Source organism: Selenihalanaerobacter shriftii, assembly GCF_900167185.1.
Lineage (GTDB): Bacteria > Bacillota > Halanaerobiia > Halobacteroidales > Acetohalobiaceae > Selenihalanaerobacter > Selenihalanaerobacter shriftii.
Window position 1 is genome coordinate 167,526 of sequence record NZ_FUWM01000003.1, and the last position, 25,543, is coordinate 193,068.

26 protein-coding genes and 1 riboswitch are annotated in these 25,543 nt (G+C 31.0%); of the genes, 1 reads left to right on the top strand and 25 read right to left on the bottom strand.

What is annotated here, in order from left to right; translation table 11 throughout:
* Positions 1 to 5 precede the first annotated feature (5 nt).
* The 24 genes from hisD to recA form a co-directional block, all read right to left on the bottom strand.
* A complete protein-coding gene (hisD, locus tag B5D41_RS00790; protein ID WP_078808693.1) occupies positions 6 to 1,301 on the bottom strand; it encodes a histidinol dehydrogenase in 1,296 nt (431 codons plus the stop codon).
* Position 1,302: 1 nt separating this feature from the next.
* On the bottom strand, positions 1,303 to 1,944 hold the full coding sequence (gene hisG / locus B5D41_RS13955; RefSeq protein WP_143555624.1) for an ATP phosphoribosyltransferase: 642 nt from the start codon (positions 1,942 to 1,944) through the stop codon (positions 1,303 to 1,305).
* 12 nt (positions 1,945 to 1,956) lie between these two features.
* A complete protein-coding gene (gene hisZ, locus B5D41_RS00795; protein ID WP_143555625.1) occupies positions 1,957 to 3,219 on the bottom strand; it encodes an ATP phosphoribosyltransferase regulatory subunit in 1,263 nt (420 codons plus the stop codon).
* A gap of 145 nt (positions 3,220 to 3,364) precedes the next feature.
* Positions 3,365 to 3,967 carry a cell wall hydrolase gene (locus tag B5D41_RS00800; protein ID WP_078808694.1) on the bottom strand — a complete coding sequence of 201 codons (603 nt, stop codon included), beginning with the start codon at positions 3,965 to 3,967 and terminating at the stop codon, positions 3,365 to 3,367.
* Positions 3,968 to 3,996: 29 nt separating this feature from the next.
* Complete coding sequence (ndk, locus tag B5D41_RS00805) at positions 3,997 to 4,410, bottom strand: nucleoside-diphosphate kinase (RefSeq protein ID WP_078808695.1); 414 nt, start codon at positions 4,408 to 4,410, stop codon at positions 3,997 to 3,999.
* 59 nt (positions 4,411 to 4,469) lie between these two features.
* Positions 4,470 to 5,135 carry an S-layer homology domain-containing protein gene (locus B5D41_RS00810; RefSeq protein WP_078808696.1) on the bottom strand — a complete coding sequence of 222 codons (666 nt, stop codon included), beginning with the start codon at positions 5,133 to 5,135 and terminating at the stop codon, positions 4,470 to 4,472.
* Positions 5,136 to 5,157: 22 nt separating this feature from the next.
* The gene (locus tag B5D41_RS00815) at positions 5,158 to 7,161 is read right to left on the bottom strand and encodes a cohesin domain-containing protein (protein ID WP_078808697.1); all 2,004 of its coding nucleotides are present in this window, start codon (positions 7,159 to 7,161) and stop codon (positions 5,158 to 5,160) included.
* Between the two features lie 30 nt (positions 7,162 to 7,191).
* Positions 7,192 to 8,397 (bottom strand): energy transducer TonB, encoded by a 1,206-nt coding sequence (locus B5D41_RS00820; protein ID WP_078808698.1) that lies wholly within the window; start codon positions 8,395 to 8,397, stop codon positions 7,192 to 7,194.
* Positions 8,398 to 8,427: 30 nt separating this feature from the next.
* The gene (locus B5D41_RS00825) at positions 8,428 to 8,841 is read right to left on the bottom strand and encodes an ExbD/TolR family protein (protein ID WP_078808699.1); all 414 of its coding nucleotides are present in this window, start codon (positions 8,839 to 8,841) and stop codon (positions 8,428 to 8,430) included.
* The gene (locus B5D41_RS00830; RefSeq protein WP_078808700.1) at positions 8,822 to 9,484 is read right to left on the bottom strand and encodes a MotA/TolQ/ExbB proton channel family protein; all 663 of its coding nucleotides are present in this window, start codon (positions 9,482 to 9,484) and stop codon (positions 8,822 to 8,824) included. The genes B5D41_RS00825 and B5D41_RS00830 overlap by 20 nt, the downstream gene beginning before the upstream one ends.
* Before the next feature lie 187 nt (positions 9,485 to 9,671).
* Positions 9,672 to 10,721: a peptidylprolyl isomerase gene (locus B5D41_RS14505; protein WP_078808701.1), complete on the bottom strand. Its 1,050-nt coding sequence runs from the start codon at positions 10,719 to 10,721 to the stop codon at positions 9,672 to 9,674.
* Between the two features lie 101 nt (positions 10,722 to 10,822).
* Positions 10,823 to 11,647, bottom strand: a complete 825-nt coding sequence (locus B5D41_RS00840) for a PHP domain-containing protein (RefSeq protein WP_078808702.1) — start codon at positions 11,645 to 11,647, stop codon at positions 10,823 to 10,825.
* 165 nt (positions 11,648 to 11,812) lie between these two features.
* Positions 11,813 to 12,343, bottom strand: a complete 531-nt coding sequence (locus B5D41_RS00845; RefSeq protein ID WP_078808703.1) for a spore maturation protein — start codon at positions 12,341 to 12,343, stop codon at positions 11,813 to 11,815.
* 15 nt (positions 12,344 to 12,358) lie between these two features.
* On the bottom strand, positions 12,359 to 12,937 hold the full coding sequence (locus B5D41_RS00850) for a nucleoside recognition domain-containing protein (RefSeq protein ID WP_078808704.1): 579 nt from the start codon (positions 12,935 to 12,937) through the stop codon (positions 12,359 to 12,361).
* Positions 12,938 to 13,033: 96 nt separating this feature from the next.
* Complete coding sequence (locus B5D41_RS00855; RefSeq protein WP_078808705.1) at positions 13,034 to 13,294, bottom strand: stage V sporulation protein S; 261 nt, start codon at positions 13,292 to 13,294, stop codon at positions 13,034 to 13,036.
* A 156-nt stretch (positions 13,295 to 13,450) separates the two neighbouring features.
* Positions 13,451 to 14,230, bottom strand: a complete 780-nt coding sequence (locus tag B5D41_RS00860; protein WP_078808706.1) for a TIGR00282 family metallophosphoesterase — start codon at positions 14,228 to 14,230, stop codon at positions 13,451 to 13,453.
* Between the two features lie 60 nt (positions 14,231 to 14,290).
* Positions 14,291 to 14,818 (bottom strand): hypothetical protein, encoded by a 528-nt coding sequence (locus tag B5D41_RS00865; protein WP_078808707.1) that lies wholly within the window; start codon positions 14,816 to 14,818, stop codon positions 14,291 to 14,293.
* A gap of 296 nt (positions 14,819 to 15,114) precedes the next feature.
* Positions 15,115 to 16,647, bottom strand: coding sequence for a ribonuclease Y (gene rny / locus B5D41_RS00870; protein ID WP_078808708.1), 1,533 nt, complete (start codon positions 16,645 to 16,647; stop codon positions 15,115 to 15,117).
* Positions 16,648 to 16,758: 111 nt separating this feature from the next.
* Positions 16,759 to 17,421 (bottom strand): AAA family ATPase, encoded by a 663-nt coding sequence (locus B5D41_RS00875; RefSeq protein ID WP_078808709.1) that lies wholly within the window; start codon positions 17,419 to 17,421, stop codon positions 16,759 to 16,761.
* A gap of 11 nt (positions 17,422 to 17,432) precedes the next feature.
* Complete coding sequence (locus B5D41_RS00880; protein ID WP_078808710.1) at positions 17,433 to 17,681, bottom strand: hypothetical protein; 249 nt, start codon at positions 17,679 to 17,681, stop codon at positions 17,433 to 17,435.
* Positions 17,678 to 19,138, bottom strand: coding sequence for an AAA family ATPase (locus B5D41_RS00885; RefSeq protein WP_078808711.1), 1,461 nt, complete (start codon positions 19,136 to 19,138; stop codon positions 17,678 to 17,680). Before B5D41_RS00885 ends, B5D41_RS00880 begins: the two co-directional genes overlap by 4 nt.
* 23 nt (positions 19,139 to 19,161) lie before the next feature.
* Positions 19,162 to 20,139: a metallophosphoesterase family protein gene (locus tag B5D41_RS00890; protein ID WP_078808712.1), complete on the bottom strand. Its 978-nt coding sequence runs from the start codon at positions 20,137 to 20,139 to the stop codon at positions 19,162 to 19,164.
* Positions 20,140 to 20,226: 87 nt separating this feature from the next.
* Positions 20,227 to 21,402: a cation:proton antiporter gene (locus tag B5D41_RS00895; RefSeq protein WP_078808713.1), complete on the bottom strand. Its 1,176-nt coding sequence runs from the start codon at positions 21,400 to 21,402 to the stop codon at positions 20,227 to 20,229.
* A 59-nt stretch (positions 21,403 to 21,461) separates the two neighbouring features.
* Positions 21,462 to 21,578: riboswitch (Fluoride riboswitch) on the bottom strand.
* A gap of 45 nt (positions 21,579 to 21,623) precedes the next feature.
* The gene (gene recA, locus B5D41_RS00900; protein WP_078808714.1) at positions 21,624 to 22,685 is read right to left on the bottom strand and encodes a recombinase RecA; all 1,062 of its coding nucleotides are present in this window, start codon (positions 22,683 to 22,685) and stop codon (positions 21,624 to 21,626) included.
* A gap of 461 nt (positions 22,686 to 23,146) precedes the next feature.
* On the opposite strand from recA, the gene B5D41_RS00905 reads away from it, so the two are divergent.
* On the top strand, positions 23,147 to 24,217 hold the full coding sequence (locus tag B5D41_RS00905; protein ID WP_143555626.1) for a LysM peptidoglycan-binding domain-containing M23 family metallopeptidase: 1,071 nt from the start codon (positions 23,147 to 23,149) through the stop codon (positions 24,215 to 24,217).
* Here B5D41_RS00905 and mgtE read toward each other — a convergent pair.
* Positions 24,209 to 25,540, bottom strand: coding sequence for a magnesium transporter (gene mgtE / locus B5D41_RS00910; protein WP_159442861.1), 1,332 nt, complete (start codon positions 25,538 to 25,540; stop codon positions 24,209 to 24,211). The genes B5D41_RS00905 and mgtE overlap by 9 nt on opposite strands.
* Between the last annotated feature and the right edge of the window lie 3 nt (positions 25,541 to 25,543).

Here is a 25,543-nt window from a genome sequence, read left to right on the forward strand (position 1 = left end):
AGACTTTAATCTTCAAATCTAACTCGAACTGAATTAGCATGAGCATCTAAACCTTCTACCTCAGCTAATTTGATTGCCTTATCCTTAACCTTCTCCAATCCAGCCTTAGAATATGAAATGATACTAGATTTTTTAACAAAATCATCTATATTTAATGGTGAATAAAAACGGGCTGATCCTCCAGTTGGCAAAACATGATTAGGTCCAGCAATATAATCCCCAAGTGGTTCTGCAGAATAATGACCTAAGAAGATAGCACCAGCATTCTTAATCTTACCTAAAACTTCAAACGGTTTCTCTACTGCAACTTCTAAGTGCTCAGCAGCAAATCGATTAGTGACTTCTATAGATTGATCCAAACTATCAGTTAATATAATTGCTCCGTAGTCTTCAATAGCTTGAGCTGCTATTTCTTCTCTTGATAATTCTTTTAATTGTTTCTCTAATTCTTCTTGTACATCTGTAGCTAATTCTTTTGAATCAGTCACTAAAATAGCTGAAGCCATTGGATCATGCTCTGCTTGTGATAATAAATCAGCTGCTACATGACGTGGTATAGCTGTTTCGTCTGCTAAAACTAAAACCTCACTAGGTCCAGCTAACATATCGATATCAACATAACCATAAGCTAATTTTTTAGCTAAAGTAACATAAATATTGCCAGGACCAACTATTTTATCTACCTTAGGTATTACTTCTGTCCCAAAACTTAAAGCTGCTATTGCTTGAGCTCCACCTACTTTATAAATTTTATCTACCCCTACCTTATCAGCTGCTACTAAGGTATAAGGATTCATCTTACCTAATTCACTTGGTGGAGAAACCATTACTACCTCTTCTACTTCAGCTACTTTTGCTGGGACTCCATTCATTAAAACCGATGAAGGATAAGCAGCCGTCCCTCCTGGCACATATAAACCTACTTTCTCTAATGGTCTAAAGACTTGGCCTAATACTACTCCATCATCATCAACATTCATCCAACTTTCCCGCATCTGTCGTTGGTGAAAATCTTTTATATTCTCAATAGCCGTTTCCAAAGCAGATAAAAATTCATCATCAACTTCTAAATAAGCTTCCTCTATCTCTGCTTGTGACACTAACTGTTCTTCTGCATTTAATTTAGCTTCATCAAACTTAGCTGTATATTCTAATACTGCCTCATCACCATTTATCTGAATATTATCTAATATTTCTTGTACTACATTTAATTTTTCTGGTTCATCAAGAGAAGAACGATTTAAAACCTTCTCTAATTCTGCTTCTATTCCAACTTCATTCGCATTAATTAATTTAATCATTTTAATTACCTAAACCCCTTTCTAAACCCTTAATAATCTCTTGTACTTCATCAAAGCGAGTCTTATAACTTACCTTATTAACGATTAGTCTTGCAGATGATCTTGCTACTTCAGCAATCTCAATCATATTATTCTCTCTAAGAGTAGTTCCTGTAGAAGTAATATCTACAATCATTTCTGCTAAATCTACTGCCGGTGCTAACTCAATAGAACCATTTAATTTAACAGTTTCCACTTGAATTCCATGTTGATTAAAGAACTTCTCTGCTGTCTTTGGGTATTTAGTAGCTACTCTCCCAGTTGCCGGTAATTCCTCTAGAGTAGTTATTCCTGATTCTTTAGGGACAGCTACTACTAAACGACAAGCTCCTAGACCCAAATCAACTACTTCACAGACTTTCTTCCTAGCCTCCAACAAAACATCCTTACCAGCAACTCCAATATCAGCAGCACCATATTCTACATATGTAGGCACATCTACTGCCTTAGATAGAATAAATTTAAATCTTTTATCCTGACTAGTTAGTATTAATTTTCTGGAATCATCATCTAAATCCTTTTGCACTACTCCTGCTCTTTGTAATAATTTTACTACCGGATTAAAAAGCCGGCCTTTAGGTAATGCAATCCTTAATGGAGTCATAATTTAAACCTCCTATTCTATTATTTTAATTATTTCAATTCCCAATAAGTTCTCAATTTGATATTCTCTATCTGCCACATTCTTCTCTTCTCCTAGATAAATTATTTGGTCTAAATTATTATTTAAAGCATAATTTATACTTTCATTAATATTTCTATCTATAATCTCTAATACTACCTCTTGATTATCTACTCTTAACTTTTTGGCCAGTTCAATGGCTTCACCTTTTTTAGCTTTATCATATATCAAAAAGAGTGGTTCCTCCTCAATAGCGAGCTCAACCCCTTGATTCTCCAAAGACAGTAACAATCTATCTATCCCTACTGCAAAACCAGTAGCTGGGCTTTCAGTGCCAAACTGCTCTAATAAGTTATCATATCTACCACCACCACAAATAGTAAAACCTAAATCCTGATTATAACCTTCAAAAACCATTCCAGTATAATAATCGAAACCTCGAATTATATTTAAATCTAAGTTAACACAATCTGCTACACCTAAAGACTCTAGATTTTGATAGATACTTCTCAAATTATCTAAAGCTACTTTAGATTTTTTGTTATTAACTAGTTTTTCTGCCTTATCTAAGATTTCTCTACCTCCTCTTAATTCAGGTAAAGTAAATATTGCTTCTTTATGACCATTACTTAAATTTTCTTCGACTAATTCCTTTAATGCTACAAAATCTTTTTGAGATAATGCTTTCCTTAATTTAACTTTAGTTTGAGGATCTAAATTCATTTCCTCCATAAGTCCTACAAAGTAATCAATCTGTCCAATATCAATAGAAAATTTCTTTAAACCTACTGCTTTCAATATTTCAACCGCTACTGCTATAATTTCAGCATCTGCTAATGGGTCTTTAGCTCCAATCAATTCAATTCCAGCTTGATAAAATTCTCGTTGTCTTCCAGCCTGAGGTGGCTCATATCTAAATACATTAGCTTGATAAGATAATCGTAACGGTTTCAACTCATCATCTAATCTATTAGCCACTAATCTAGCAATAGGAGCAGTCATCTCTGGTCTTAAAGCCAGAATATGTCCATTACGATCAAAAAATTTATACATCTTATGTTGTAGACCTACTCCTGTGCCTACTGATAAAGCAGAAAAGAATTCAAAGGTGGGAGTTACAACCTCTTCATAACCCCATCTAGTAAAGATATCATTAATCTCATTTTCTAAATATCTCTTTTTCTTAGCTTCTAAAGGCAAATAATCTTTAGTTCCATTAGGTGTTTGCGTCTTAGTAAAGTCTAACTCTTTTTCCATACCACTCACCTCTTTATTGTTTTAATACAGTAAAGTATTAACTTATTAAAATATAACATAATTTTTATAGTCTGTCAACTACTTTATATAAAAAAACTAATAATAAATCCTAACATCTAATTAGATGTTAGGATTTATATTAAGTCTATTTAGCAAATACATGATTGCCTATCTCTATTGTAGTATCTCTAGTAGATAGCCACCATAATGTACGAGCTTTTTTAGGATTATAAAAATATAAAGCACCTAAAGATGGATCTTTACCTTTTAAAACAGCTCTAGCTGCTTTAACTGAGGTCTGATTAGGTGCTAGATTAATCTGTCCATTCTCTACAGGAGTAAATTGTCCATCTTGATAAACTACCCCTCTAATACTATTTGGAAACTGCTCACTTTTTACTCTATTTAAAACAACAGCTCCAACTGCTATTTGACCTTTATAAGGTTCACCACGAGATTCAGCATGAATTAATCTAGCTAATAATCGCAAATCATTATCTTCTATATTATCAATACCATTATTCGCATTAGCCTTGTCATCAAAATAATTAGAAATTAAAGTAAGTGCTAAAACTAATGCTAATCCTTTGGCAGCATCATCTTCATTAATATCAATATTAACACTTGAAGCATAAGCATTAGGAGTATCTATAATTGGTACTATCATCGATAAATAAGGAAATACCAATGTAAAAACTAATGTTAGTATTAAAATTTTAATACTAATTATCTTCTTTAACTTATTCATAAATAATTACTCCTTCTAGTAATTTAGACTTAAACAATCTCATCTTCGTTAAAGAATAAATTAATTTCTCTCTCTGCACTCTCAGCAGAATCAGAACCATGAACTACATTTTCATCAATAATTAACGCATAATCTCCTCTAATAGTTCCTGGCTTAGCTTCAAATGGATCTGTAGCTCCCATCATATTTCTAACTGTTTTAATTGCTTTTGGTCCTTCTACTACCATAGCTACTACTGGTCCTGAAGTAATAAATTCTTCTAAATCACTAAAGAAAGGCTTGTCTACATGTTCAGCATAATGCTTTTTAGCCAACTCATCAGATATTTGAAGCATCTTCATTGCTTTAATAGTTAAACCTCTCTTTTCAACTCTAGATACTACATCTCCTACTAAATTTCTTTTTACTCCATCTGGTTTAATCATAAAAAATGTTTTTTCCATAATAATTCCTCTCCTTTATTCATATATTTAATTAATTATTTAATACTCTTTTATCTAATTTAGTTAGCAAGTAATCCTAATAATAATATACCTCCACCAATCAATAATTTATTCTTCGAATCAGATCTTAGTTCTTCATTCTCTACTTTTGTTTCATGTAATTGATTTTCTAAAGCTTCAACTCTATTACTCAAATTATAATTCTTTCTTTCTAACATAGCAATTCTAGCATTAATACTACTCTTAAATTCTTTAACATTATTAAGGTCCTGAATCATTTGCTTAACTTGCTTGCGAACTTCCATTAACTCACCTTTGGTACTAACAATATCTTCTTCAGTCACTTCTGCTTTCTCTTCTAAATCTTGTATTCTTTTAGCAAAAATATCTGTCTTCTTATTTATCTCAACTAATTCAGTTCTAAATTCTGTAGATAATTTCCTTAACGTATTTACATCTTCTTCAGAAGCTTTAACTTTTCCTTCATCAATTGTTACTAAAACTTTGGCAACAACCTCAGCTAATTGATATCTAGTTACTTCTTTCTCTCCTTTAAAAGTATTATCTTCATATAAAGACATTAAACCTTTCTCTACTAATTCATTAACACTTCTATATGCCCAATGATCATTAGAAATATCTTTAATTTTTTCTGAAGCAAAAGCTGGAATAGTAAGTGTTAAGACTAAAACTAGAATAATTCCTAAACTGACTAATTTTTTCATATTTATTTTCCTCCTTATTTATTTAATCGTATTCTTCTCCACCTTCAATCTTAAAACCTAAACCCTCTCTTTTATAATTAACTTCCTGACCAGATTCATCAGTTAATAACAAATCTTTCATTCTAATTTTGATTGGACCTGCCTTTTTAACTTTAAAATAAAGCTTAGCCACAGTATCAGAAACTTTTTTCTCTTTATCTAAATTACCTTGTATAGTAATTATTCCTTGCTTCTGATCTATCTTAGGATCCTGCCATTTAAGTAACTTTTCACCATCTACAAATAAAGTACCTCTAGAAACATAAATAGCCTCTAGCTTATCAATGTCATACTGTAATTTAGAAGTAAAACTATACAGTTCCTTGATATTAGCCACCTTAAGGTCTATACTTAAATAATCTCCTACTTCAATATCTCTATCATCAGCTTTTAAATATACTACCGGATGTAGTTTAGGTACAGTTAAGAACCTAAGTTTTGATTCTGATTCAGTATTAATTGAATTTAATTCTACTGCATAAGGTAATTCTCCATTAATGCCAACAACATCTATTTGCCAAGGAATCTCTACCTCTTCTTTTGCTTCTAAATACCCCAAGTACTTAATCCTTTTTTCTCCCTTAGCCAACTCTAACCCTGGTGGTAATACTATAGAAACTGTTGGATCATAAGCGGTAGATGCCCCTACATTCTTTACAGTTGCAACTATTTTAAACGGATTCGGATTTAATACCTTTTCTTTTACTTTTAATTTTTTAGGAGCCGTAATCGACAAATCTAATTTAGGAGCTCCAATAATTGTCACTGACCTACTAACTGAATTATCATCAGTATTATCAGCTGTTACATTTACATTATATTCTAACTTCTGGCCCGTTCCTTCTTTAGGAATAACTTGCCAAACTACTTGACCAGTAGATCCAGACTTTAAGTTACCTAATTTTTTCTTTAATGACTCATCTGATGCCAAGGTTAATTCCGGTGGTAGTTCAATATCTGCCACCACTTCTTTAGCAGTAATCTCAGCAGTATTCTGAATATAAGCAACTACTGGGAATGAATTAGTCTGCTCATCTAAAACAACTTTAGCCGGTGAGCTAACTCCTAAAGAAAGTAAACCCGGAACAATAGTAATTCCTCCTAATCCATAATTAGTAAGATAAGTTTTACTCCCACCAGGCGGTATAGAATTAGATTCCCAAAATAGAGCTAAAGCACTATCTAACTGAAATTCTCCTTTACGCATAAAATCCTCGTCAGGATTATAATCAAAGCTCCATACACCATCAGCTAAACTACCCCAATCAGCAAAATAAAGTTTATCTGGAGCAGTCACTTGATTCCCTTTGACTGTCCCTTGAGCAGTTACGTGTGGATTACTTAATTGATCAAATGCTTGCCAAAAAACCGGCAATTCTTGCTGAGTATACATTTTATCTGTTGTTACTGAATTAGCTCCTATTCTAAAAGGAGCACCATCATTACTACCTAACATAGTATCTAACATAATTCGCAAACCGACTTTATGACTTTTTTGATCATTATTTATTATCTTATACTTAATTTGAGCTGTATCTGGCAACCCTGTAGTATTACTCTTTACAAAAGTTAAACTTTGGATTACTTTTATCTTTCCATATCTATAAACCGTCTCAATTCCATTTTGATCAGTTATGTACGGTGCCTTTACTTTAGTTCCATACTTTCCAAATTGACCAGCTCTTTTATTTGTTTTACCACCAAAAACATAATTTTTACCATCAATTTGAATGGTGGTATATGAAGTCCATGGCTTAGGTCTTCCATAAATTAAAGGTTTACCATTATCACTAGTAAGAATTGGATTCCCACCGGTCACATCTACTGCAAACCTACCATTATTCTCTTTGTCTTGATTGACAATAATAGATATGTATTCATTTTTAATCTGTAAATTTCCATGCTCATCTACTGCTGCCCAGGCAATGGTACTTATAGACAAAACTAATAAAGCTATTATTATCATTACCAAAAAATTAGATTTCATACCTTAGTCACCTCTTAACTCACTTAATTATTATAAATCAAGCTTATCAAATTCTATTTTTACATCTCCAGATTTAAATTTAATGGTTAAGAAGACAGAGTAATCCGTAATAGCCGTATGAAAATTCCAGCCTCTCTCTACAGTTAATTTAGCAACTCCATCTAAATTACCATTCTTTGAAGATTTAAGAATTACTACATCTTCAATGCTGCCAGTAGAAGAAACATCCACTTTCAATTTAACCGTTCCTTCTATATTCTGATTCGCTGCATTCTTAGGATAAACAGGCATTACCTTTCTAGCAACCATCATCTGTGGTGTCTTTTTCTTAGGTTCTGCTTCTTTTTCATCCTTACCATTTTCACCTGTTGTCTGATCACCTTGACCCTTAGATTCAGTCTCTCCTTGACTTCCTTTGTCATTATCTTTTACTGAAGTTGATTCTTTTTGGTCCTGAGATGTCTTTTTATCTATCTGTTTCTTATTCTCTTCAAATTTCTTTAAGTCTTTTTGTTTTTCTTCTGTTTCTTGTTTTGGCTTTTCTTGTAATTTTTCTTGTGGCTTTGTTTCTTTCTCTTCCTTCTTAATTTTATTATTTTCTTTTTCAACTTCTATAACTTCTTTACCTTGTTTACTATCCATCACTTTTGATTTAAATTTTGGCTCATTCTTTTCTTTAATTTCAGTATTGTCTTGTTGTTTTGGTTTAGAACTATTTATATTTTGTTTTGTATCTGTTACATTGTTATCTTCAGTTTTAGGTGTTGATTCTTTTTCTTGATTAATATTTTTCTTTGGCTTATTTTGTGGGTTTGGATTATTCTTTTGTAATTTTTCTTGTGCTTCCTTTTGAACATTTTTTTCGACTTTCGTTTTATCTTTTGTCACTTTTTTACTTGTCTTTTCCTCTTCAGATTTATGATCTGTTTCCGCTTTCTCACGTTTAGATTTTTTATTTTTATTTTTAATTTTATCTTTTCTCTTCTGTTCATTTTTCTTTTGATCTTTTTTCTTTTTAGCTCCTTGCTGTTCTTTCTTCTCGTCCTCTTTACTCTTCTTAACCCCTTCTACTGTATTGATTACTTCAGAATCTCCTTCTTCAAATTCAACAAATTTGATCACTCCCTGCTGTTCTAAAGGATAGACTTTAAAAGCAGGTTTAGCTTGATACAAATTAGGAAACAAAATAAAGAGCAAAATGTGAAATAATATAGAAAGCAGAATATATTTTTTCATTAAATCAACCACCTTAAGTCTTAGGCATTATTATTTAATATTCTTTTCAGCATTCTCAGCTGCTAAAGCAATTTTATAAGCACCTACTTGCCGAACCGTATCCATAACCTCTACAATCTTATTATAAACTACTTTTTTATCAGCTTTAATGATAACTACTGTTTTAGGATTATTCTTTATTTTAGCAGCAACCTTATCCTTTAAATCTGGTTTAGTTAATAACTCATTATTTAAATAAATATGACCTTTTGATGATAAATTAACAATTAATTGTTGCTGCTGTTGTTTAGTCACAGTCTTAGCCTTTGGTAAGTTTATATTTAAGCCAGTTGGAGTAGTCTTAAAAGTAGTAAATAACATAAAGAAGACTAATAAAAAGAAGATGACATCTATCATAGGTAATATTTGAATATTAATCTTCTTTTTAGTACCTCGTTGAAACATATTTGTCACCTCTAATTTTACTTGTCGAGTCTCTTTTATTATCTCCAGATATAATTTCTACTAATTCTGTAGACCATTGATTCATTTCACTAATCTTGGCTTCTATTTTACTGTCTAGATATGTATAAAATAACATAGTTGGGATTGCTACCATCAAACCTGTAGCAGTACTGACTAATGCTTCTGCAATACCTACACTTAATGCACTAGGAGCAGCAATGCCCTGTGCTCCAGCTAATACATTGAAACTGTTTATGATTCCAAAGACTGTTCCTAATAACCCTAATAACGGAGATACAGTAGCAATAAACTCTAAAATCCTCAATCTTTTTTCCATATCCTTTATTTGCTTTTGACCAGTAGACTGAATAAATTCTTTTACAATCTGTCTCTTCTCACCATACTTCTCTAACCCTGCCAAAAACATAGCTGATACTGGCCCTTTAGCCTCTTTAGCCTCCTGTTTCGCTTTAGACACCTTTCCATTAGAGAGTAATAATCTTATTTTCTTTACTAATCTAAAATCATTATTCTTTAAACTTCTAAGGTAAAAATATCTTTCAAGCATAATAGCCAAACTTAGGATAGAAAAAATCAATAAGGGTAGCATTGTTGGTCCGCCTTTAAGTAAATACTTCAGCATCTAAAATTCCTCCTTGGGTTTAAATTAAATTAAATTTTGATTACATAAACATAATATAATTCTATTACCATTCACTACTAATAAAATTCGACATTACAATCCCTAATTCCTGCAATAAAAATAAAAATACCTCTAAGCTATATATATAGCTTAGAGGTATCAATTAAACTAATCATTTTTATTTTTATTATTCAGTTGACTTATTTGATTCAGTCTTGGCTTTATCTGACTTTTTAGCTTCACTTTTAGGAGCTTTAAAATCAACTAACTTCTTAATCTCACTTTTCTTATAAGCTTTATCCAAGTAAGTTTTTAGCTTACCCTGTTTCTTTTGTTTAACAAGGTAACTTTTAATCTGCCCTTTAATTTCTGCAAATTTCATCTTCTTACTTTTCTTTTGATCTGTTACCTTTATAATATGATATCCAAATTTAGTCTTTACTGGGTTACTGATTTTACCTACTTCAAGATTAAAAGCAGCTTTTTCAAATGCAGGTACCATCTGTCCTTTACCAAAATATCCTAGGCTACCTCCATTCTTGCCACTAGGTCCTGTAGAATACTTCTTAGCTAACTTAGCAAAATTTGCACCAGCTTCTAACTCAGACTTAACCTTTTCAGCTTTTTCTTTAGTCTTAACTAAAATATGACTAGCTTTAATCTGAGCCGGCTGTACAAATTTATCTTTATTCTTATTGAAATAATCCTTTAAATCTTTTTGAGTAACTTCAATGTCTTCTGTCATTTTATTACTAAATTTATCTAATAATAATTTATTCTTGATATTTAATTTAATATCATCAATAGTTACTCCTGCTTCTTTTAATCGTTTTTTAAATTCATCAGCAGATTTATATTTCTTCTTAACTTTATCGAACTCTGCTTGAATTTCTTTGTCAGTGACTTCTATACCCTCTTTAACAGCTTGTTGTATTAAGACCTCTTCTCGGATCATTTGTTCTAATACCTGCTCTTTAAGACGAGTTAACATTGCTGCTACCTTTGCATTAGAGAAATCTACTCCATACTGCTGTTGATATTGAGCTTTTACTTGTTCAACATTCTTATTAAATCTTGCTTTAGAGATTAACTTATCATTCACTTTAGCTACTGCTTGACTCTCATCAATCGCTTGACTATTACTTTTACTAGAACTATTACAACCTACTACTGCAATTGCTAATAATCCTAACACAAGTAGTGTGACCATCAATTTCTTATTCTTTCTTATTAACATATTATCTCTCCTTTATTATGTTATTCATTTCACTATACTACATAATTTCTAGATAAAAATATCTTCTCCTCCATTAAAACTCACCTTAAATAAATTTAACTTCAAACTAAAGCTAAACCATGTTTTCTCTGTAACTCTTTGATAGCTTTTTTTGGAACTTCAACAGTTCCTATTAAGGTTCTAACTTTATTTAGTCCATGACAATCAGAACCACCAGTCTTAATTAATTCATATTCTTCTGCTAAAGCAGAATAATATTGTTCATTATACTTGTCATGCTCAGAATGGTACACTTCTATCCCCTCTAGACCAAATTCAACTAACTTTGGAATTAAAGAATCTTTTTTAGCCAAAGCAGGATGAGCTAAAACTGGAATTCCACCAACTGATTTAATTAATTTTATAGCTTCTATTGGGGTTAATTTATAACGTTTTTTATAAGCAGGACAGCCCTTTCCTATATACTCTTCAAAAGCCTGACTTACCTTTTGTACATAACCAGATTCAATCATAGCTTTAGCTAGATGGACTCTACCTAAAGCACCTTTTCCAGCTATCTCACATACTCGATTAAAATTAATTAATATTCCAACGTTTCTTAATCGCTTTATCATTATTTTGATTCTATTATACCTAGCATTTCGTAATTCCTTTAATACATTTTTAAACTTTATATCCTTATAATCAATATAATAACCTAATATATGAACTTCAGCGTCAGGCAAATCAGTATTTAATTCAATACCAGAAATGATTTCCAAATCCTTATCTAATGCAGCTAATTTCGCCTCTTCTATTCCATTAATAGTGTCATGATCCGTAATTGCAATTACTTGTAAACCTAGTTCACTTGCCTTGTTAACGACTTCTTCAGGAGTAAAGCTACCATCAGAAGCAGTAGTATGCAAATGCAAATCAACTGTCATCGTACTTTGCCTCCATACTTAATATTTTATCTTTTACCAAATTAAGTTAAATTATTACTACTAATCATCCTACGTTAACTTGTCCATTTATCATTATATAATACTATCTTAGAAAATATCAAATTTATTTATTAATTCTTCAATAAATATTATTGAAGATTTGTTCTAAAATACCAATTTTGTAATGTAAATAGCAGCTAAAAAGCCAACAATATCCGCTATTAACCCTGCAATAATTGCATATCTTGTATTGCGAATTCCAACTGCTCCAAAGTAAACCGCTACTATGTAGAAAGTAGTCTCAGTACTACCTTGAACTGTAGAAGCAAGTCGACCTATAAACGAATCAGGACCGTACTGTTGTATTAATTCAGTAACTAATCCTAATGAACCTGTTCCAGAAAGCGGTCTAACTAATCCTAGGGGTACAATTTCTCTAGGAATGCCTAATGCCTCTAAGATGGGTTGAAGAAAGTTCAATAGTACTTCTAAAGCCCCAGAAGCTCTAAAAATACTAATAGCCATTAACATTGCTATTAAGTATGGAATAATCTTTATAACTGTAGTAAAACCTTCTACAGCACCATCAGTAAAAACTTCATAAACATTAACTTTTTTAAAATAAGCATAACCAATAATAGTCAAAACGATAACTGGAATTGCCCATTCAGAGATGTATTTTAAAAAGTTTATCATCATATTCCTACTTTCTTAAACCCAAATTCTTCTTAAAACTCTATCTGCTATTATTCCTGCTATAGTAGAACAGCTAGTAGCAAATAGGGTAGTTCCTACAATTTCCATAGGAGCCTGTGAACCTGCAGCTGCTCTTAAGCTAATTATTGTTGCCGGAATTAAAGTTACACTTGAAGTATTTATTACTAAAAAAGTACACATAGAGTTAGTTGCTGTCTTAGGGTTAGAATTTAGAGTCTGTAATTTCTGCATAGCATTAATTCCTAATGGTGTAGCAGAATTACCCAACCCTAATATATTTGCACTTATATTTAACATAATAGCCCCTAAAGCCGGATGATCTGATGGCACTTCCGGAAATAAACGCTTAGTTATTGGTTTAATAATTCGTGATAATAAATCAACAAAATTAGACTCTTCTGCTAATTTCATAATTCCTAACCACAATGACATGGGACCAATTAATTTAATTAAAATCATAGCACCATCTTCGGCAGATTTTAAAATAGCCTCTGAAATCTCTGCCATATTCCCATTAATCATTCCAGTAATTATTCCAATAACAATTAATGCAAACCAAATATGATTTATCACTTTAAATTCTCCTCCTTCTAATTAATCATATGCTTAATCAGAAAGAAGATATGCAAAAAAACACCTACCTATTTAAATAGGTAGGTGTTTAATAACTTATCGTGGTTCTACAATTAATTTAATGGCTGTTCTTTCTTCGCCATCAATCTCAATATCAATAAAAGCTGGAATACAAATCAAATCAAGACCACTTGGCGCTACAAAACCTCTAGCGATTGCTACTGCTTTAACTCCTTGATTAATTGCTCCGGCTCCTATGGCTTGGAGTTCTGCTCCACCTCTTTCTCTTAAAACTCCAGCTAACGCACCAGCTACTGAATTTGGACTGGATGTGGATGATACTTTTAGTACTTCCATGTTAAATACCTCCTCTTTTAGTTAAAATTACCTCTGCTTTATTATATATTATTTAGCGATTTAGAAAAAAATTCCTTCTTTTTTTAGAAAATTTAAAACTTTTCTAAAAATAGAAGGACGAGGAGAACAAAAGTGTTATATTAAGAGTAATAACGACTAATTCTGATATACTTCTCTTACTTTGATAATCGAATTAGCTAATCCATTTTCTAAATCTAAATCAACTACTGCTCCACAAAATTGAGTATCACCAGTAGCCACTGAAAACCTTTGAGGTAATTGAGTAGTCAATTTTTTTAAGACCCCTTCTTTTTTCATACCTAAAATCGAATCTACTGCTCCAGTCAGACCTAAATCAGTCATATAAGCCGTACCATTAGGTAAAACTTTTTCATCTGCAGTCTGTACATGAGTATGTGTTCCAAATACAGTTGCAACTTGACCATCAAAATATCTGCCTAAACCCACTTTTTCGGATGTTGCCTCAGCATGAAAATCAACAAAAACAAAATCAGCTTCTATTTCATTTAACAATTCTTCTAATTTTTCAAAAGGACAAGCAACATTATCCAAAAATATTCGTCCTAATAAATTAACTACAGCTACTTTAACTCCGGAATCAAGTTCATAAATTCCATATCCTCGACCAGGAGTTCCCGAAGGATAATTATAAGGCCTAATCAAATTTTGGTCATCCTCAATAAATTTAAATATACCTTTATTATCCCATGTATGATTTCCCATAGTCAATACATCAATTCCATAATTATAAAGTTCTTGTGCAACTTTTTTAGTAATACCAAATCCTCCAGCAGCATTCTCTCCATTGGCAATTACGAAATCTATCTCTTCTTCATCAATTATATCAGGTAATAACTCTCTAACTGCTCTTCTTCCAGCTCTACCTACTATATCCCCTATCAACAAGACCTTCATATTTCAATCCCCTTCCTACCATTACATCAATTTTAACTTATAAATTATTTGTAATTTTAATTAGCTAGTTGATCTATCAAAGACTAATACTTTATCTTCTTCTCTAAAACCAACTAATGCTCGTTTAGTTCCTTTCTGTTTCAAACTTGATAAAATATCATCAATAACTTCTTCGTGATAAGTTGGCTCCTGTGAAGAAACTACTTCAAATACATCACTTAACAAACTTTCTTTAAATTCGTTATAAATGAACTTAATAACGAACGATATTTTATCTTTAGTCAAAGATAATATCCCTGTAGTAACTTTAATTTTAGTCAAACCACCGTAATCTTTAAAGTTAATCTTAAAACTATCAGAGGACACATTCGCTAATCGACTAAATAGTTCTAAACTCTGTTTTAATTTATGATTGATTTTTTCTATTTCATCTTCTCTTAATTCCTTTTCTATTAAAAAGGTAAAAGATAATTCTTTTGAATTTGGTTCAATATCTACTTTATTAATTTGTGGATATCTAATTAAAATAGAAATAATTAATTCCATACTATCTGACATTTCACTATAATTGTCTATTGCAGCTTCCAATTTAGTTTCACCATCCTCAATAATTTTATAACTTAAATTCCATCTAGTTACTTACCTGAATATCTTCTAGATTAAATTATTAAAATCCTGCTTTATCATTAAAGTTAAATATAAACTATATTATATATACCAACCTAAATAAAGAAAATATACCATATTTATTCTATAATTCTTTTACACAATAATTCTTTATTGACAATTTTAATAAAATCAAAACAAATATAAGTAATTTCTAAAACTGAAAAAGCCCTAGTTCTATGCATAGAACTAGGGCTTTTAATTATATGATTATTAATTTATTTAGCATAATTTACTGCTCTAGTTTCTCGGATAATAGTTACTTTAATCTGACCTGGATATTCTAATTTCTTTTCAATCTGTTTAGAAACATCATGAGCTAATTTCGCTGCTTTATCATCAGACACTTGATCTGGGTGTACCATAATTCTTGCTTCTCGACCAGCCTGAATCGCATATGCTTTTTCTACTCCATTAAAGGAGCCAGCAATCTCTTCTAAATTCTCTAAACGTTTAATATAAGATTCTAATGTTTCACGCCTAGCTCCAGGTCTAGCAGCAGAAACCGCATCGGCTGCCGCCACTAATACTGCTTCTACAGATTTAGCCTCTATATCACCATGGTGTGCTGCAATAGCATGAGTTATTTTTTCTGATTCACCATATTTCTTAGCCAAATCAGCACCTATCTTAACATGTGGCCCTTCTACATCATGATCAACAGCTTTTCCTAAATCATGTAGTAACCCTGCTCTTTTAGCCAAAGTAACATCAACTTCTAATTCAGCAGCCATTACTCCTGCTAAATGAGCAACTTCAATTGAATGTTGAAGTACATTTTGACCATAGCTTGTACGATATTTAAGTCTACCTAATAACTTAATAACTTTATTATCTAATCCATGTACTCCTGTGTCAAAAGTAGCCTGTTCTCCTTCATCATAAATACGAGAGTCAATCTCATCTTTTGCTTTTTCTACCATTTCTTCTATTCGAGCTGGATGAATTCTCCCATCAGCAATTAACTTTTCTAAAGCAATACGAGCAATTTCTCTTCTAATTGGATCAAATCCAGATAAAATAACAGCTTCCGGAGTATCATCAATAATCAAATCAATACCCGTTAAATTTTCTAAAGCCCTAATATTTCGCCCTTCTCTTCCTATAATCCTACCTTTCATATCATCACTAGGTAAGGATACAACTGAAACCGTCGTCTCAGCTACATGATCAGCTGCGCATCTTTGAATTGCTGTAGAAACAATCTCTCTAGCTCGTTTATCAGCCTCTTCTCGAGCTTGAGTTTCTATTTCCTTAATCATACGTGCAGACTCATGTTCAACTTCATCTTCAATTCGCTTTAATAAGATATCTTTCGCTTCATCAGTAGTTAAACCTGACAATCTTTCTAATTCTTTTACATGTTTTTCATGTAATTCATCAATCTCATCTTTCTTTTCTTTAACTTCTTTTGCTTTTTCTTTTAAAAATCTTTCTTTATCTTCTGCTTTTTCCATCTTAGATTCTAAATTCTCTTCTTTCTTAACTAACCTTGCTTCTAAACGCTGTAATTCATTACGTCTTTCTCGACATTCACGTTCTACTTCTTCTTTTGTTTTATGCGCTTCTTCTTTAGCTTCTAGAAGAATTTCACGCTTTTCAGAATCAGCTTCACGATTTGCATCTTTTATAATCTGTTCTGCCCGTTTTTCAGCAGACTCAATCTTACTCTCTGCAATATGACGTCTAATCAAATAACCTACTCCAACGCCAATCGCTAAAGCAATTAAACTAAAAATAAATATTTGCATTATATTTCACCTCCATATTAAATTGTGCCTTTCTCTATTAATAAACTGATTATTACCTTTTTATGCTGAGAAGACGCTCTCCATTCATTGTATACTTTTCCTAAAGTTATGTCAAGGTTGAAAATCTGTTACTAAATTACTAATTCCCTTTTCTAACTCAATTCTAAATGCTTCATCTCCAATTTCACTAAGATGATTCTTATGAGTAACAATAATTACTTGCCTAGAAAACAACTGATTAACATGTTTCAAAAACTGTGCCACATTGACAAGATATTCATCACTAACATGCTTAGCCGGCTCATCAAGTACAATTGGACCTGCTACCTTAGGGTGATATGATTCTAAAATAGCTATCCGTAAAGCTAGAGAAACTACATCTACTATACCTCCCCCTCTAGCAGTCTGGGGATTATTCTTTAATCTTCTATCTTCATAACTAGAAACCACATAGAAATCTATATGTGGTCTACCTCGCTTTTCTTCAATCTCTATTTCAAAACTAAATTTAGGACCAAAAATATATTGTAATGCTTTAGTAACCAAACTCTCTATCTGTTGTCTAGCCTGTTCTCTTGCATACTTAGATGTTTTTTGTAATAAAATTCTAGTCTGCTCAAAAGTATCTATGCTTTCTGTTAAACTCTCTACCTTTATTTTTCGATCTTTCTTATCAGCTAATAATTGGTCTCTTTTACCCTTACGAGTATGATATTCTTTTTTTATTTTGGCTAAATTTTCCTCCAACTTATTTAATGTTTTTTTAACCTCCATATAATCCCTCCTTAGTCATTGAGAATATCCTGAGGGAGTAATTCCTTAGCTTGACTAATTGCTTTTTGTAATTTGGATTCTAGGCTATTAATTTCGTCATCCAACTCTTCTGGTTTTACTCCATTTTCCTCTAATTTATTTAATATTTTTTTGCGTTGTTTCTTTAACTCTTCCATTCTAGCTTCATAACGATATCTTTTACTTTTGGCTTTATCTAAATCATCTTTTAATTGTTTGATCTCTTCAGCAAAATCTGTCATTCTTTTATTCCTCCTAATCGATAATTATCTATTATCCTATCCAAAATATTATCTTCTATCTGACTCAGACAGACTGGACATCTATTTAATTCCTTTAATTTATTTTTATACTTCTTTAATTTTATTTCTAATTCCTCTTCTATATCTTTAATAAATACATTTCCTTTTTGTAGTTTCTCTTTATTTTCCTTCCAAGACATATTAAGCTTTTTTAAACTAACTAATTCTTCTTTAATCTGTTTGATTTTAGTAACTTTACTCTGTATTTGCTCTTCTTTAGGCAATTTGTTCATTATCTTTTGTTTTAAATTTAGTTCTTGATTAACTTTTTGAAATTCTTGATTAATCCTCTTCAAATTATAATAATCTTCTTTCGTGTCTGTAATATCCTCTATTAATTTCTTAACTTCAGGTAGCTTTTTTGTCTTATTTAAACCGGATTGATTAACCTTAAACCTTTTATTCACTTTTTTCAATTCATTATCCAGATTAGTTAAATCTTTTATTTGGTTATATAACTGTTGCATTTGTCGATAATGATCTTCTACTTTATTTAAGTTTTGTAATTCTTTTAATAGTTGGTTCAAATTCTTAATCTCTTGATTTACTTGTTTCCACTCTTTGTATAATTCTTTTAATTTAAATAACTCTTCTTGTTGATTATTAATCTCTGTATAAAGTGACTCTATTTTTTCCAATTGATTTAATTTATCTAAAATCTTCTGTATCTTCACTTTTTCTTTATTTAATTCTTCCCACTCTTTCTTTAATTGTTGATAAGTATTTAACTTTTCATTAACCATTTTAATTTCTTTGAATAATCTTTCTTTTCTTTCTATCTCTTCTTTTAATTGAGGTAAATCTTCATAATCAGTTATCTTTTCATCAATTTTATCTATTTCAGCCAATTCATTCTTCTTTTTACCTCGAGCTCTTCTCAAATCAATAGCTACATCCTTAATAGCAGAATCGATGATATGTACACCGGTTAATTGGCCTATAGCCTTCGCCTTAGTAAAACCACTATCATTTAATAAGAATGGGCCAGCTAATTGATAATCTAAGTTTAAAGTAGTTTCAGTATCATTATCTAATGCTACTTTTAACATCTGATGGGCTTCTATTACCTCTTGGGGCACATTAGTTCCAAACCCAGTATAAATCTCTTTCTCACCATTATTATCTATAACTATATATCTATTAACTTTATTAGAACGTTCTCTAATTACTCGATAACCATTATCTAATAAGATACCTACTCGACACTGATTAGTACCTACCTGAATAAAGTCATCACCTAACGGTTCATTATACAGAACCCATCTTAATGCTCGAATAATAGAAGACTTCCCACTATCCGATGGCCCTGTAATTACATTTAAACCTGGGGATAGATTTAAAGTTGTACTATTATGTGATTGAAAATTTTCTATCTGAATTTCTTTAATTAGTTGCAATTAATTCACCTCAACTTTCACAATTAAGACAATTTTTCTCTGGCTTTAGCAATTCGTTCCCTCGCTTGCTCTTTTATCTCTTTACCTAAATTCTGATTTTCAGCTAATTCTTCTAAAATTTTATCTATCTCCATAAAATTAAATTCACCAGCTGACTCTATATCCTGCACAAATCCTGCCAGTTTCTTTTGCCGATATTCATTTAGCTCTATTTGACTACGGTCTAATACTTCGTTACCATCTCGAGCTGAAGTCAACTTATACAACTGAATATCTATCTCTTCTGGAGTTAATTCAATAATTGCTACTTGTGGACATCTTTCTAATTCACTACTATATGCACCTATCCTTACCAAACTACCAGGATTTAAACAATATTTATCATCAGTTAGCTCTTTAATCCCAAAACCAGTATGGTAATGACCAGTAATTGTAATATCAGCTTCAGTTTCTTTAATATTATCAATTAATGTATAATCTAAATCTATTGGAAAAGGTCTAGGTAATAACATACCATGAACTATATTAATAGCATAATCCACTTCTTCTTGCTTCTTTATTAAATATTCATCTAACCTATTAGGACCATCTAAATCATAATGATAGGCTGAACCGCTTAATTGTAACTTAATCTCGTTTAATTCAATTAACTCATCTTGTTCTATTGATAATAGATTAACGATTCCTGAAGCATTTAAAAGTCCCAACATAGTTCGCGATATAGTATTAGGATTATGTCCATAAAGATCATGATTACCAGCAACTATATAAATTGGTACTTTAAATTCTCTCAATATCTGTATAAAATCACTTACCACTGAAGGAGCAGTATCTGGACGATCAAATAAGTCCCCTCCATGTAAAACTAAATCTATTTTCTGTTTTTGAATTATTTGTTTAACCTCTAACAACTTTTCTTTTAATGTGCTAGGAAAATCATCTAAACGATTTCGAGGTGTAGTACCACGAATATGAGTATCAGTTAAAACTAAAATTTTCAACTATAATCCCTCCTTGATACTATTTATCTAATTCTTGAAAAGAAGAGTCAATCCCTGCTTTTAAACCTTTATTAGAGACTAGCTTCTTTAGATTTTATTTTTTAATAATTTAGGTGCAAAATAATCTATACCGATGGCACCTAAAGGGGCAGTCAACATAATAGACATTACTGCTAAAGCTAAAATTAATTCTCCATTTGGGACTCCTGCCGCTAAAGGAACAGCCCCAATAGCTGCCTGTACCGTAGCTTTTGGCAAATAAGCTATAGCACAAAATATTCTTTCTGAGAAGTTAAGATTACTTTTAATAGTAGAAATTAACACACCAAAAATGCGAGCAATCAATCCTATAATAATAATTAATATACCAACCTTACTGACTTGGTAAGCAACATCTATTTGAACTGCTGCTCCAATTAAAACAAAAAGAAAAACTTTTGCTGGAATCCATAATTTATTTAACACTCCTGAAAATTCATTTGCTAATTTTTTATTTTCCTCTAATAATAAATAACCAATTGTCATGACTGCTAATAGACTAGCTACTTTTAAATAATCTCCTAAAACTGTTGTAAAAATGGCAATAGCGAATAGAATAACTGTTTGATATGTTAAATCTAAATTAGAATATCGATTATAAAATTTAATAAGTAAATAGCCTATAATTAATCCCAAAACTATTCCACCAATAACTTTAATAGGAATTTGAGCTATTGCTGAAACAACTGATAAACTCCCCCCTTCAAATACTCCTAAAAAGATACTAAAAAAAGTAATAGCTAAAACATCATCAATTGAAGCACTAGCTAAAATTAAAGTGGGAATCTCTTTTTCCTCACCTAATCTTTCTTCTTTTAATTTTAACATAGAAGGGACTACAACCGCTGGAGAAACTGCTGCTATAATAAAAGCTAACAATCCAGCTTCTACCCACGAAAATTCCAAAATATAAATTGCTAAAAATAAAATAGTAACACCTTCAAACATAACAGGAATCAAACTTAATTTAAAGGCAGTATTTCCTATTTTCTTTAAAATCTCTTTACTAATTCCTAAACCAGCTCTGAGCAATATAATAATTAAAGCCAATTTTCTAATTTCTTCAGAAATACTTAATAAATTTTTATCCAATAGATTAAAACCGGATCTTCCTAATAAAACCCCTGCTAATAACATCCCTAATAGACTAGGTAAATTTAACTGTTCAAAAAGAAAGCCTAAAATTAATCCAACAATTAAAATTGATGCTATACTGAATAACAAAATAATCAACTCCTGAAATTTTAAATTAAATTTAATATAAAAAAAGCTTCTACTCTCATTAGAAAGTAGAAGCCATTAGCCTATATAGACAGTTTCTTAACTGATTTTAAAATATAAACTTAATAATTTATATTTGTTTTTCAGTTATAGAGGTGAGCTTCATCACCTATTTTTTTAATTTTATTATCTCTATTATACCATACTTTAATTAAAATACAACTTTAGTTATCTTCTTTTGCTTTTTCTTCATTTTCTTCTGTTTTTGTATCTTCATCAGCTTCTACTTCATCATCAATTAGTCCCAATTCTCTTTGTACCTGCTGTTCGATTTCAGCCAGCAATTCTGGATTATCTTCTAACTCTTCTTTTGAATTTTCACGTCCTTGACCTAAAGTCATATCATCTCCATAAGAATACCATGCTCCAGCCCGTTGGATAATATCATATTCAAGAGCTATATCTAATATGCAACCTATTTTAGAAATTCCTTCCCCATAAATGATATCAAATTCTGCTTTTTTAAATGGAGGAGCCACCTTATTTTTAACCACTTTTACTTTTGTCTTATTTCCTTTAAAATCATCGCCATCTTTAATAGCTTGTCTCCTTCGAATATCTAATCTAATAGAAGAATAGAATTTCAATGCTCTTCCTCCAGAAGTAGTTTCTGGATTCCCATACATAACTCCTACTTTTTCTCGAATCTGATTAATAAAAATACAAGAAGCATTCGTCTTACTAATAGTTCCTGATAATTTTCGCATAGCCTGTGACATTAAACGAGCTTGTAATCCAACATGAGTGTCACCCATCTCACCTTCAATTTCAGCCTGTGGTACTAAAGCAGCAACAGAGTCAACAACTATAATATCAACAGCCGCACTACGCACTAATGCTTCACAAATTTCTAATGCTTCTTCACCGGTATTTGGTTGGGAAATCAATAATTCATCAGTGTTAACACCTAAATTTTTAGAATACTTAGGATCAAGGGCATGTTCCGCATCAATAAAAGCGGCTACACCACCCAGTTTTTGTGCTTCAGCAATCATATGCAAGGCCACTGTTGTCTTACCCGAAGCTTCTGGTCCAAATATCTCAATTATTCTACCGCGTGGAATACCTCCTACTCCTAAAGCTACATCTAGAGATAAAGCCCCTGTAGGAATTACTTCAACATCTAAAGCCTTTGCTTCTCCTAAACGCATAATAGAACCTTTTCCGTAATCCTTTTCAATCTTTTTTATAGTTCTTTCTAAGGCCTTTTTCTTTTCACCTTTCATTTTATCAACTCCTTAATTATGAAAATCAACTCTATATTTTAATTCTCTAATATTTTTATAAACACAGTATGTATATTATAGAACAAATGTTCTTTAAACACAATTGCTAAAAACAGTTAAAAATAACACGTTTATTGATTTATAGTCGATCTATCCATTTTAAAACATTAAAACATAATAATACTACCATATACTCAATTATAAATTTAGCATATATTAAATTAGATTTGACATAATAGCATTACACCACCATCCTTATTGTTAATTATTTACTGTAATTTATTTCAATAAAAGAATTGAATCCCCTTTATATTTGTTGATTTTTAATAATTCTTTATCAAGTTTGCTGATTTCTTGACACTTTTTGCATTCAAACATATAATAATATTACATATTATTATAAATTATTTAAATACTTCTTAAAAATAAATTTAAAACTTAATCTGATTGGAGTGAAAATTGTGAAAAGAAAGATTATCGGTCTCGTTATTGTTAGTTCTTTAACTCTTTTTAGTGGATATAACCTTTACTTTAAGTCTAATACTACTAAATCAATAAAAAAATCTAATATTTCTAATGTAGCTACTTTAGATAAAATAAATACTCAGCAAAAAGGAATTAATTACTCATCCTATACCCTAGAATCTAATTCAAAAAGATTCAACTTACAAACCGACCAAAAATTGTTATCAAATAAATTTAGTAATCAAAATAATAATTTCTCCAATATACTTAAAAATAAAATAACTTTAAAAATAAATCAAGATATTAATAAATTCAAGAAAAAAGAGACTAAAACCTTTAAAACTAAAAAAGAACCAAAATTAATTAATCAAATCCAAGAACATACAGTTAAAAAAGGAGAAAATTTATCTATAATAGCTAATCAATATGGAATCAATATTGATACTTTGTTAGGTGCTAATGATATAACCAATATGAATAACATCAAACCAGGAATGAAACTGAAGGTTTTGCCTATTAATAGCCTTTTATATAAAGTGAATCCTGGGGAGAGTTTATGGGAGATTGCTCGCAAATTTGATATTCAATTAGACAAAATTATTGAAGCAAATAAGATTAGAAATCCTAACCGAGTTCAATTAAATAAATTACTAATTTTACCTGAAGCTAAACCGCAATTTGGTTACCAAGATCGTTTAAAGCAAAAATTCATTTCTCCAGTTACTGCCAGAATTTCTTCACCATTTGGTCGCAGATGGGGTCGAATGCATGAGGGATTAGATTATGGTGTTTCTCGCGGTACTACAATAAGAGCTGCTCGTAGTGGAAAAGTAGTCTATAGTGGTTGGGCAAGAGGTTATGGTAAAGTAGTTATCATCGAACATCGTGAAGGAGTAAGAACTCTATATGCCCATAATTCTAAATTATTAGTTAGTAGTGGAGAAAGAGTTTATCGAGGACAAACCATATCAAAATCTGGTAATACTGGACGAAGTACTGGACCTCATCTGCATTTTGAGATTCAAATTAATGGACGACCAGTTAATCCACTTAATTATTTAGAGTAAATAGTTTAGTAACATGGTGGCTAATCCTAATAGAAAGAAAAATCCGAGAATATCAGTTAAAGTAGTTAAGAATATTGAAGATGCTAAAGCAGGATCTACTTTTAAATATTTTAAAGTTAATGGGATTAAAACTCCTAAGAGATTAGCTACCATCATATTAAAGACTGTAGTTACTCCTACAATCATTCCTAAAGTCATATTCCCTTTCCAAATAAAAGCTATACTAGCAGTAACTAATCCTAAAATGGCACCATTAATTAACCCTAAGGCTACTTCCCTAATAACTACATCCTTAGCTGTTTCTAAATCTATCTCATTTAGCGCTATATTTCTAACCATAATCGTTAAAGCTTGGTTCCCTGAATTCCCTCCTAAACTAGCAACTATAGGTAAAAAACTCGTCAAAGCTACCACTTTAGAAATTATTCCTTCGAATTGAGAGATTACTGCTGCAGCCAAAAATGCTGCCCCTAGGTTAATAAATAACCAAGGTACCCGCTCTTTCATAGAAGTCAATATAGAACCTAATGGCTTCTCTACTTTATTAATTCCTGCTAGTTTATACATATCTTCTGTATTTTCAGCTTCAATAACATCTATAATATCATCGACAGTAATTACACCTATTAATTGCTGATGATCAGTAGTAACTGGAATCGCCGTTAAATCATATTTAGCAATTAACATTGCTACATCTTCTTGGTCTACTCTTGCTTGAGTACTAATTACATTTGGATAATATAGTTCATCTAAAGTTAAATCATTTTGGGAAGCCAATATTTCTCTTAATAAAGCATATCCTACTAATTCTTTAGCATCATTCACAATATAAATATATTTAATGACTTCTTGTTGCCCTGAGACCTTTCTAATCGTTCTAATAGCCTCTTTAACCGTTAAATTCTTTTTCAAAGCTATATATTCTGTAGTCATTAAACTTCCTGCTGTTTCTTCTGCATAACCTAAAAAACTTTTGACTAAATCAGCATATTCTCTTCTTAATAAAGCCAATAATTCTTTTGACTTGCCCACAGGTAGATTCCCTAAAAGATCTACTATTTCATCAGTGGACATATACTCTAAAATTAATTTTAATCTTTCTTTATCTAATTTTATTAATACCTTATACTTAACTTCAGGTGCTAAATTTTCAATTATTCGTGCTAGTTTCTCATCACTAATTATTTCTAATAAATCATCTTGTTTATCTGATGGTATCCCAACTAAAAATTCTGCTAAATCAACAGGATATATCTTTTCAACTTGAAAAGAGGCTTTTGTCAATTCATCCTTTTTTAACGCTTCTCTCAGCTTCCTTAACATCAT

Excerpts from the sequence above, each read along its gene's own strand:
- hisD (WP_078808693.1), bottom strand. The coding sequence starts at position 1,301 with ATGATTAAATTAATTAATGCGAATGAAGTTGGAATAGAAGCAGAATTA.
- hisG (WP_143555624.1), bottom strand. The coding sequence starts at position 1,944 with ATGACTCCATTAAGGATTGCATTACCTAAAGGCCGGCTTTTTAATCCG.
- hisZ (WP_143555625.1), bottom strand. The coding sequence starts at position 3,219 with ATGGAAAAAGAGTTAGACTTTACTAAGACGCAAACACCTAATGGAACT.
- B5D41_RS00800 (WP_078808694.1), bottom strand. The coding sequence starts at position 3,967 with ATGAATAAGTTAAAGAAGATAATTAGTATTAAAATTTTAATACTAACA.
- ndk (WP_078808695.1), bottom strand. The coding sequence starts at position 4,410 with ATGGAAAAAACATTTTTTATGATTAAACCAGATGGAGTAAAAAGAAAT.
- B5D41_RS00810 (WP_078808696.1), bottom strand. The coding sequence starts at position 5,135 with ATGAAAAAATTAGTCAGTTTAGGAATTATTCTAGTTTTAGTCTTAACA.
- B5D41_RS00815 (WP_078808697.1), bottom strand. The coding sequence starts at position 7,161 with ATGAAATCTAATTTTTTGGTAATGATAATAATAGCTTTATTAGTTTTG.
- B5D41_RS00820 (WP_078808698.1), bottom strand. The coding sequence starts at position 8,397 with ATGAAAAAATATATTCTGCTTTCTATATTATTTCACATTTTGCTCTTT.
- B5D41_RS00825 (WP_078808699.1), bottom strand. The coding sequence starts at position 8,841 with ATGTTTCAACGAGGTACTAAAAAGAAGATTAATATTCAAATATTACCT.
- B5D41_RS00830 (WP_078808700.1), bottom strand. The coding sequence starts at position 9,484 with ATGCTGAAGTATTTACTTAAAGGCGGACCAACAATGCTACCCTTATTG.
- B5D41_RS14505 (WP_078808701.1), bottom strand. The coding sequence starts at position 10,721 with ATGTTAATAAGAAAGAATAAGAAATTGATGGTCACACTACTTGTGTTA.
- B5D41_RS00840 (WP_078808702.1), bottom strand. The coding sequence starts at position 11,647 with ATGACAGTTGATTTGCATTTGCATACTACTGCTTCTGATGGTAGCTTT.
- B5D41_RS00845 (WP_078808703.1), bottom strand. The coding sequence starts at position 12,343 with ATGATAAACTTTTTAAAATACATCTCTGAATGGGCAATTCCAGTTATC.
- B5D41_RS00855 (WP_078808705.1), bottom strand. The coding sequence starts at position 13,294 with ATGGAAGTACTAAAAGTATCATCCACATCCAGTCCAAATTCAGTAGCT.
- B5D41_RS00860 (WP_078808706.1), bottom strand. The coding sequence starts at position 14,230 with ATGAAGGTCTTGTTGATAGGGGATATAGTAGGTAGAGCTGGAAGAAGA.
- rny (WP_078808708.1), bottom strand. The coding sequence starts at position 16,647 with ATGCAAATATTTATTTTTAGTTTAATTGCTTTAGCGATTGGCGTTGGA.
- B5D41_RS00875 (WP_078808709.1), bottom strand. The coding sequence starts at position 17,421 with ATGGAGGTTAAAAAAACATTAAATAAGTTGGAGGAAAATTTAGCCAAA.
- B5D41_RS00880 (WP_078808710.1), bottom strand. The coding sequence starts at position 17,681 with ATGACAGATTTTGCTGAAGAGATCAAACAATTAAAAGATGATTTAGAT.
- recA (WP_078808714.1), bottom strand. The coding sequence starts at position 22,685 with ATGAAAGGTGAAAAGAAAAAGGCCTTAGAAAGAACTATAAAAAAGATT.
- mgtE (WP_159442861.1), bottom strand. The coding sequence starts at position 25,540 with ATGTTAAGGAAGCTGAGAGAAGCGTTAAAAAAGGATGAATTGACAAAA.